Annotated in this window: 8 protein-coding genes; all 8 read right to left on the minus strand. The window is 68.1% G+C overall.

What is annotated here, in order from left to right; genetic code table 11:
• Nucleotides 1–7: 7 nt before the first annotated feature.
• Nucleotides 8–2,005, minus strand: coding sequence for a serine/threonine-protein kinase (locus FJV41_RS11495; RefSeq protein ID WP_246137150.1), 1,998 nt, complete (start codon nucleotides 2,003–2,005; stop codon nucleotides 8–10).
• A 135-nt stretch (nucleotides 2,006–2,140) separates the two neighbouring features.
• Nucleotides 2,141–2,896: a DUF5953 family protein gene (locus FJV41_RS11500; RefSeq protein WP_141642491.1), complete on the minus strand. Its 756-nt coding sequence runs from the start codon at nucleotides 2,894–2,896 to the stop codon at nucleotides 2,141–2,143.
• Nucleotides 2,893–3,441: a DUF6310 domain-containing protein gene (locus FJV41_RS54840; RefSeq protein WP_306440874.1), complete on the minus strand. Its 549-nt coding sequence runs from the start codon at nucleotides 3,439–3,441 to the stop codon at nucleotides 2,893–2,895. Before FJV41_RS54840 ends, FJV41_RS11500 begins: the two co-directional genes overlap by 4 nt.
• A gap of 747 nt (nucleotides 3,442–4,188) precedes the next feature.
• Nucleotides 4,189–5,001 (minus strand): exopolysaccharide biosynthesis glycosyltransferase EpsA, encoded by an 813-nt coding sequence (epsA, locus tag FJV41_RS11510; protein ID WP_141642493.1) that lies wholly within the window; start codon nucleotides 4,999–5,001, stop codon nucleotides 4,189–4,191.
• Nucleotides 4,998–7,352, minus strand: a complete 2,355-nt coding sequence (gene epsB / locus FJV41_RS11515; protein WP_141642494.1) for a GH44 family glycoside hydrolase EpsB — start codon at nucleotides 7,350–7,352, stop codon at nucleotides 4,998–5,000. Before epsB ends, epsA begins: the two co-directional genes overlap by 4 nt.
• A 36-nt stretch (nucleotides 7,353–7,388) precedes the next feature.
• Nucleotides 7,389–7,943 carry a serine O-acetyltransferase EpsC gene (gene epsC / locus FJV41_RS11520; RefSeq protein ID WP_254624167.1) on the minus strand — a complete coding sequence of 185 codons (555 nt, stop codon included), beginning with the start codon at nucleotides 7,941–7,943 and terminating at the stop codon, nucleotides 7,389–7,391.
• A 5-nt stretch (nucleotides 7,944–7,948) separates the two neighbouring features.
• A complete protein-coding gene (gene epsD, locus FJV41_RS11525) occupies nucleotides 7,949–8,977 on the minus strand; it encodes an exopolysaccharide biosynthesis glycosyltransferase EpsD (RefSeq protein WP_141642495.1) in 1,029 nt (342 codons plus the stop codon).
• Nucleotides 8,974–9,365 (minus strand): hypothetical protein (locus tag FJV41_RS11530; protein WP_141642496.1); only part of this gene is annotated, 392 nt, incomplete at its 5' end. The genes epsD and FJV41_RS11530, both read right to left, overlap by 4 nt.

Raw genomic sequence — 9,365 nt, forward strand, 5'->3', positions numbered from 1 at the left:
GCTCCGCTCACTTCGGCGTGGCGTGGTCCAGGACTTCCTTCCAGGCATCGAGCGCGCGGTGGATGTCCATGCGCTCGGTGGCGGTCGTCTCCTTCATCGCGAGGTCATGGATGCGGACGAGCGACTCCTCGATGACCCGGGGGTACTCATGCTTGGACGCGCGCTCCAGGTACATCGCCTTGAACTGGACGAAGCGCCGCGCCAGCCGGTCATCGCTGGGCGTCAGGGCTGGAGTCGAAAGCATCGCCAGCACGTGAGGGCCCGGCGCGCGCAGGGGCACCACGGAAGGAGGCGGTGGCGTGGGCTCGGGATGCGTGTCCGCTGACGAGGGCGGCGCGGTGGCGACCTTGGGGGCCTGGAGCGTGCGCAGGTGCTGCGTCAGCGTGGAGATTGACGCACTGACCTGTGTGCTCTCGGCCCGGGTCGTCGCCTTGAGTGCGCGTGCGTGGAGGTGCTTGAGCTCCTTCTCGAACTCCTCCGAAGGGGCGCGGCCCGAGGTCTGCTTCAAGTAGCGCTCCTCGAGGTTGTAGACGCGCTGGACCAGCTTGGGGTCCGGGGGCGCCTTCTCGCCGCGTGGCAGGAAGGCCGCTGGGTGCCTCGGCGTGGGCCGCGATGGCTGCTGCTTGGGGTCGGTCGCGGTCTTGTGGACGGCCGGGGTGGCCGTGGAGGCGTCCGCGTCGGAGACAGCGGGCGTGGAGGGCGCCTGGAGCGCCGCCGAGTTGGAGGGCTGTGTGCTTCCCTCGGAGCCGGGCTCGGGGAGGTTTGGAGTCGCGCCTTTCGAGGGGAGCGCCGGGTCGTTGACCGCGAGAGGTTGCGCGGAGGCTTCTTGCGTGGGAGGCGGCGGAGCAGGAACGGGCGCGCGCTCCGGAGGATTCTGACGGGGCGCCTCCGCCGTGGTGACGGTGGTCGGGACGGGTGTTGTCCCCGCGCGTCCGGGCCCCCAGGGTGAGAGCAGGAACGTTGCCGTCGCGACGCTGGAGAGGAGCGCGGCGCCGGCGGCCAGCCAGACACGTCCGCGCCGGGTCTTGGGGTGGGCGAGCTTCACCTGGGACCAGGTGGATTTCGTCCCACCTTCACGGCCGATGGGTTGAACGGTCGCGGTCGTTCCGGGGCCGAACGGAGGGACGACGGTGGGCGGAATCCGCTTCAACGCCTGTTGCACGGCCTCGGCGGACTCAGGGCGCAGGGCCGGGTCCTTGGCGAGCAGATGAAGGACGAGGGTGTCGAACTCGGGCGCGATGCCGGGGACGAGTGAGGAGGGGAGCGGGGGTGGTTGCTCGACGTGAGCGAAGAGGACCTGGAGCTGTTCGCCCTTGAAGGGGCGTTCGCCGGTCAGCATCTGGAAGGCCATGATGCCGACGGCATAGAGGTCGGTCGCGGAAGTGACGGTGGTTCCGCGAATCTGCTCGGGGGCCATGTACTCGGGGGTTCCGAGGATGGTGCCGTCCACGGTGGTGGGGCCGTCGTGGCTGCGCACCAGCTTGGCGATGCCGAAGTCGACGAGCCTGACGGCGCGCGAGCCGTCGAGCATCTCCGCGAGGAACACGTTGCCGGGCTTCATGTCCCGGTGCACCACGCCCGCCTTGTGAGCGGCTCCGAGCGCCGAGAGAATCTGGTCGAGAATCCAGGCGGTGGTGTTGGGGTCCAGGCGTCCGAGTTGCTTGAGGGATTCGGAGAGGGACTGGCCGCGCAGCAGCTCCATGATGATGTAGGGCCGCGAGTCGGGCAGGCGTCCGAACCCGAAGATGTCGATGATGCCCGGGTGGCGGATGGAATTGACGGCGCGTGCCTCGATGAGCAGACGTTCCACCTGTTGCTGGGTGACGTGCTCGGCGCGGAGGACCTTGATGGCGACTTGTTTGCCAATCAAGGGGTGGACGGCGCGATAGACGACGCCCATGCCTCCCTCGCCGATGCGCTCCTCGATGATGAAGTCATTGACCTGGGTCGAAATCAGCGAGTCTTTGACTCGTGGACTTCGTTCCCCCCTCGTTGTCTCTCTCACGGTCATCGGTCTTGCCACGGAGCCTAGTGCCGGCGTGTGAGGCCACTCAAAACGAGGTGCGAGGTGTTGGCCCTGACAATGTCAGATGTTGGCCATCTGAGGGGAGAGGTGACAGCTGCGCCCCGCGCTGAGGCGTCAAGGCGGTGAGCGACCGCCGAGCTTCGGGAAGCGCTCGTAGGCCCGTAAGAGCGCGTCCAGGTGGGCGGGGTTGTCGAGATCGAGCGGCGCTTCGGTGAGCGGCACAATCCATCCACCCGTTGCCGTGCGCCGCGCCCGTGAGAGCAGGTCCGTGTCGCGGGCAGGGTCGGGGAACCCGATGGCTTCCGCGGCAGCATCCGACCAGTAGTTCAGCCAGCCGAGGTAATAGGGAATCTCAGGCGAGCGGATGTGCTCGAAGAGCTTCAGGGCGGGCAGCCCCCTGCGTGGGGACGGCGGCCCTTCCAGCGTGGGTGCTGTCTGATACGCAATGTCCAGCGCGGCTCCGTCCGGCGTCGCATGCCCCCAGAACGCGCGTGCGCCTTCCGCCATGCCCTCCAGCATCTCCACCGCTGCCGTGATGCTGGCCGCGTCCAGCGGCAACTTCGCATGGACTTGGAGCTGTTGCTGGCCGCCAGGGCTTGCGCTCGCGGAGCGTCGCATCCCAGAAATGGTTACTGGGTAGCTCTCGTCACCGTTGCATAGCAGTGGGAACTTTCCGCGTGTTGCCGCCTCAGCGAGCCACGCCTCGCGTTGTGGTAGCTCGATGGGGCGCCCTCCTTTGCTCACTTCCCACTCCAGGCGCAAACCGGGCAGCGCCCGTTCCATGCCACGGACGACAGCGAGTGTGCGGCCGTCGTGCCCCGCGAGTGTAGGCGCGTAGACGGTCATATCAAGGCGCTTTCGCGTGGTCATCGTTTGCATCCCGTGACGGCGATTCTGAGGCTGGAGTCCTGTCGCAGCAGCGCATCTTTGTGCGCGGCACTACTCACCCCAACGACGAAGCTATATCCACAGGCCGCTGCGATGTCGCGGTCCTCCTGGAGCTCTTCCAACTGATCTTCGACGACCCGATCCCGGAGGAAGTCACTGTACGTGTCAAACTGATGGGTCTTGATCTCCCACAGCACACGCGCGCCGACTTGAAGCGCATCAAACCGCTTGCCGCCAACGAGCACGTCATTGCCGGGATAGCGGTTGGGCGGAAACGTGTCGGCGCACTCGTTATGCGGAGCATCCTCGCCCGCGTGCGGCACCGGGACGGGCCTGCACTCCGGATGGCGTTCTCGGTCCAGTGGATCGGTCGGCGCCGGGGGGAACCAGTCCTGCCCTGCTGGCTCGGGCTTTCGGTGCGTCAAACGCTCCTGCTCATCGGGGGGCCGCGTTTGGGTCTCAGGCTGCGCACCCTCACGAGATGCCCTCCGATATGCATCCAACTCTTCTTTGATGGCGACGGCCACCACGACTGCTCCAGCGACAATCACGGCTCCAACGACTATCTCGGGTGCTATCAGGATGCAGACCCCTAAACCCAAGGTCGCGGCCCCCGCGGAGGCGACAGAGCATCTTCCCGTGACATCGCGAAACTGGACCCGCTGATGGTCGAGCGCCTGATAGCACCTCTCCACAAGCACGGCCCATTCGTTGGATGCCTCCCGCACCACGCAGCGCCCGCCATCCGCCCACGGCAGCGTCGCCGCTCGCTGGAGGTTGGCGACCCTTGGGTTCAAGGGCACTTGCTCCCTTGGGCTCGGTGCCGACGTAGCGCACGCCGAGAGGAAGAGCAGAAGTGTGGCGCAGGCGCGGAGTCGCATGGGCGCGTCCTTTCAGTCGAGCCAGCGAGCCGCGGGTCAGAGTCGGCCTGCTCCGGAGTATGCCACGACGATGTGCGGTGAAGACGCCTGGGCCGTGCCAGCGCGGCTGCTCCGGCGCGACGGGGCTCGGTAGGGAACGCCGTAAAGAATGGCGTCAGGCAGACTGAAGGTCGGGTCGGGCCCAACCCTGAGCTATCCCCTCGTTTGAAGGTTCTCCTCGGAGAACCCATGGGCAGCCGAGCGAGCTTTGAGGGGAAGTCGATTCGCACGCACCACTTGCTTCGCCTGGAGGCTCTTGGTGGTGAGTCAGTGCTGCAGCGGCTTCACGGCCTCGTTGACCTTCGGGGGATGTGCGAGGCCGCGCTCGTCGCCACCTGGGCAGACGTGGGGTGGCTACTCCGACTTCCCACCCGTCCGCTGCCAGAACTCACGCACCAGAATCGTCGCGAAGCGCGAGTCATTCAGGATGTACCGGCGCCACAGGCGCTTGGGTTCATTGACCAGACGGTAGAGCCACTCGAAGCCCGCCTTGGAAATCCACTGCGGCGCGCGCTTGGCCGTACCCGCGATGAAGTCGAACCCCGCCCCGATGCCAATCGCCACGGTGGGCCCCAGCTTCCCGGCCACCTGCGAAATCCACACCTCCTGCTTCGGACTCCCCAACGCCACGAAGAGCAGGTGCGGATCCGCCTCCCGAATCTTCGCCACAATCGGGTCGTTCTGCGCATCCCCTCCATCCGTCTTCACCATCGGCGAGTCCCACCCCACCACCTCCACGCCGTACGTATCCTTCACCTGCTTCGCCACCTTCGCCGCCACGCCAGGGCCCGCGCCGAGCAGGAACACCCGCCACTTGCGCTCCGCCCCCAGCTTCATCAGCGGGAGAATCAGGTCCGAGCCGGCGATGCGCTCGGGCAACGTCACGTCCATCGCCTTCGATGCCCAGACAATCGGCATCCCATCCACCACCGAAATCGTGGCGCGCGAGTACGCCTCGCGGAACTGCACGTTGTCCTCCGCCAGCACCACGTGGTCCACGTTGGCCGTGAAGACGTAGCCGCCCTGGTGCAAATCGACCAGGCGCCCAATCTGCTGCACGGCGTCCTCGAACGTCAGCTGGTCGATGGCCAACTGCCCAATGTGCAGGCGCGGGCGGCCCGTGGTGAACGGCGTCGGCTTCGGAGTCTCGGGGGTCGCGGCACTCATGGCTTCTTCACCGTCAAATCAAGCACTGTCATCGAGTAGGGCGGCAGCCGCTGCGTCAGCGTCCCCGCCGTCTTGCTTCCAGCCGTCTGTTCCAGGAACCCACCCGGCGCGCCCGAATACCCCAGCACGCGCGCACCCTCGAGCGTCCCACAACCCTTCAGCTCGACCCGAGCCTGCGCGGCCTGGTCCGGATCAAAATTCAACACCACCGCCACCAGCTTCGTCCCCGACTCGTCTCGCGAGGCGAACACGCTGGTGCCCTCCTCCGCCTTCGCCGGCACCCAGTAGTCCTGGAAGTGCCCACCGCGCCCGTCGAAGTCCCTGAACGCTCGAAACGCCCAGAACACCGGGCTGCCATTCGTGGGGTACTGCCAGAAGTACGCGGAGTAGATGTTCTCCTGCGCGAAGCGACCCAGCGCCTCGGCCTGCGCCAGTCCGCCGCTCATGTGGCCGAACGCGCCGAAGTTGTACTCGCCGATGGAGATGCTCCGGCCCGGGTAGTTCTGCGCAATCCACTCCTTGAGGCGTGGCAACAGGCGCACGGGCTCGGCAATCCAGGACTCGTCCTTGTACGTCGGGTCCCACAGGCCCCGTGTCGAGCGGATGCGGCGCGCGTTCGTCTCCGGGTCCGTGTTGCCTTCCAACCCCACGCCGACGTTCGTCTGCGGGTAGAAGTGAACGTCCACCACGTCGAGGATGCGCACGCCCGTCTTCTTCTCGTGCTCGCGCAGCTGCCGCAGGTACCACGGCAACAGCGGCACATCCCCGTGCGCGCGGCGGTCCGAGTGCGGCGCCTTGCCCGGCGCGAAGTCCGCCGCCGACCAGAGGTAGTTCGTCCAACCCCACTCGGCCGGGCCCGCGATGAGCGCCTCCGGGTCCGCCTTCCGCACCGCGGTGCCGTACGCAATCGTCCGGGACAACAGCCCGTCGTACGTGAGCGGCTCCGGGAAGACATCCCGATGCGTCGAGTTCCAGAGCATGGGCTCGTTGTCCAGGATGTACATCCGGACGTTGCGCTCCCCTCCGCGCGCGATGTCCCGCTCGCGGATGGTGCGGACCCACTCGGCGACGAACTCGGGCGAGGCCTCGGTGCTCGTCTGGGACGGCGCGCCCGGCTTCAGCGGTGTGCCATCGCGCGTGACGCCGTTGCCGGAGCCGTTGTCCTCGCCGCGCTGCGGACCGAACTTCGACACCGGGAAGCCCACCGACGTCGTGTCCTTCGCCACCCAGCCAATCAGCGGCACCGTGACGGCGGACATCATGCCGTGCTTCCGGTTGGAGGCGATGAAGTCCTCGTAGCTCAGGCCGATGTCCACGTTCTGGAAGAACCAGTCGTTGGCCGTGTTCCACGCGCCGCCCAGCTTCCAGTTGTAGCGGGACGTGGGGTTTCCGCCCCAGCGGCGCGTCGTCGCGCCCATGCGGTACTGGTGCTGGTCCTTCTTCTCGCGCAGGCCATCCATGGCGATGCCGTAGATGAGCGGGCTGATGCGATGGCCGGGCGAGGTGCAGTCGATGGTCAGCTTCGTCTCGCGCCCGCTGCCCTTGCCGGTGCGCCCCCCGCCCGCGGCGAGCGCGGCGGCGACCTCGGGAGGCAGCGGCACCAGCGACACCTTGTCGAAGAGCACCCAGTCGCGCCCCACGTCCTTGGACGCGCGCAGCACCACGCGGTCGAACGCCTCGCCGCGCGGGTTGAGCAGCTCCATGGGGATGAGGATTTCAGACCACTCGCCGTCCTTGCGGACCTGGAGCTCGGAGGTAATCGGGATGCGCGGGAAGGAGGTGGAGCCCTGCGCGTCCAGCCGCACTTCGAGGAACTCGCCGTAGGACTCGGGCGCGCTCAGGCGCAGGGACAGCGCGCCGAATGAGCCCTCCAGCTTCGGGCGGTACAGAATCCAGCCGCCGTAGTTGAACAGGCGCATGCGCGCCGGAGCGCCCCGAGGCAGCTCACGCGGCGCCCAGCCAATGTCCTTCCATCCGGTGCCCAGGCCCCCGTCGTAGAGCGCCTCCAGCGTGGCGGAGGACGCGGTCGCACCGGAAGCCGCCGTGGTGCCGGATGCGTTCTTCACCTCTCCGGAGGTCTCCGTGGTGCCGGACGCGTTCTTTGCCTCGCCGGACGCCTTCTCCGCCGAAGCCCCGGCTGTGCTCTTCGCCTCGCCGGAAGCCGCCGTGGTACCAGACGCCTTCTTCGCCTTGCCCGCCGCCTTGGGCGACGCGCTGGCCACGGGCTCGGCGCCGGTGCCGTCCTGGGCCTGGAGTCCCTGGGCCACCGCCACCGTGCCGCCGACGACGAGCGCGCACGTCAACACGGCCGCGCCGGCCTTCCTCCGCGAACCCTTCACGCCGTCCTCCATGAACTCATCTCCCCCGGGCTCGCCGTGAGGCGGGCCTCACAGCACCACGTCGTCGGTGTCCTTGCGTGGGAAGACGCGGGCGGGAATGCCCACGGCCACGCTGTCCGGCGGAACGTCCTGGAGCACCACGGCATTCGCGCCAATCCGCGAGCGCGCGCCAATGCGCACCGGCCCGAGGATGCGCGCCCCGGCCCCAATCCACACATCGTCCTCGATGGTCGGGTAGCCGTTGTCCTTGGCGGTGCCCACGGTGTTGTTGCCGTAGAAGCGCACCCGGTCGCCGATGCGCGCGTCGCCGCCAATCACGATGCCCAGGCTGTGCACGAAGTACACGCCCTTGCCCAGCGTGACGTCCTTGCCAATCTCAATCCCCATCACCGCCGTCTGCGCCACGCGCAGCACGTGGTTGACCAGGGGGATGTGGTAGTCGAGCGCCGCCTCGCGGGCGCGGTTCAGCGCGGTGATGCGGTACGAGTCACTGGTGAGCACCATCTTCGCGATGGACTTCGCGCCGGTGTCGCCGTTGGCCGCCTTCGCCAGCTCCAGTGCATCGGAGACCAGCGCGCCGAGCATCGAGCGCTTCGACTTCATGATGTTCATCGTCTCCCCCCGCCCTGGAGGTAACGCGCGACCTCGCGGGCAATGCCAGTCCATCCACCCGCCTCGTTGCGAGCGCCCCGCAGGTACTCCATGCCGTACACCACGGAGGTGCCCGCGAACGCCGCCTTCTCCAGCCCCAGCTTGTCCGCCGCCTTCGCCGCGCGCATCACCGCGCCCGTCAACAGGCGCGTGGCCTCCGGGGCCACCACGGTCGCCGCGAGCAGCGGGCGCGCCAGCGGGTTCGTCTCGAACAGGAGCCGCCACGGATTCACGCCGCGCACGTCCGGGTGCTTGCGCGCCACCTGCGTGTCGAACATGCCGTAGCGGTGCGCGCGCTTGAGCCAGCGCTCGAAGGACACGTGGTCACTGCCGTGCAACACATACGCGTCGCTGGCGAAGACGAAGGAGCAGCCGGCCTTCTCCAGCCGCACGCCCAGCTCCACGTCCTCGGACTGGCCCAGCGACTTGTCGAAGCCGCCCACGCCCACGTAGTCCTCGCGATGGAAGGACACGTTGCCGGTGTACAGGTGGTTGCCGTGCGCGCGGGCACCGGGGACGGAGAGCTCCTCCGCCATGCGGTGGTTGAGGTACGCGTACCAGCGCTCGAACAGCGGCATGTCGCCAATGGACGGGTCTGGCCGGATGCGGCCGAGCACCACGTGCCGCGAGCCCGCGGGGTGGTGGTCCAGGTGCCGTTCCAGGAAGTCGTTCGCCACCTGCATGTCGTCGTCGGTGACGAGCACGACTTCACCCCGAGCGGCCAGCACGCCCCGGTGTCGCGCGGCCGCGGCGCCCGCGTTGGCTTGCACCTCCACGCGCAGGGCATAGGGCAGCTTCGCGGTGAGGGCGAGCAGCGGCTCCTTCACCGGCTCCTTGGAGCCGTCATCCACGACCACGACCTCGAACCGCTCGGGCGCGAGCGTCTGGGTGGCGAACTGCTCCAGCAGTCGGGAGATGAGGGGGAGCCGGTTGTAGGTGGCGACGACGACGCTGAGGCGGAGCGACGGGGCGTCAGGAGACGTCATGGCTTCTTCTTCCTGGACGACGAGGCCCGGCCCTTCTTCTTCGGCCGGGGGAAGGTGACGCTGCCCACGAAGCGCTCCGCGCCGATGAAGTCCATCGTCTTGCGAGCCGAGCCGAAGTCGGTCTCCCCCAGGGTGACGCACAGGAGGACGCCGTCGGCGGCGAGCGCCAGGGGGAGGCTTGCGGGACGGGTGAGGACGGAGTCGATGACGGCCACGACGCGCTCACCCCGGGCGACGCGCTCGCGCAGCTCCAACACGCGGCGGGGCGCCTCCGCGGGGGAGATGCTGGTGGCGTCTTCCAGGTGGATCTTCTGCGTGGCCGCGTACGGGGCGCCGGCCTCCAGGATGGCGGTGGCGGCCTCCAGCGCGGGGGCGCCCGGGTGGGCGG

The sequence above is a fragment of the Myxococcus llanfairpwllgwyngyllgogerychwyrndrobwllllantysiliogogogochensis genome (assembly GCF_006636215.1).
Lineage (GTDB): Bacteria > Myxococcota > Myxococcia > Myxococcales > Myxococcaceae > Myxococcus > Myxococcus llanfairpwllgwyngyllgogerychwyrndrobwllllantysiliogogogochensis.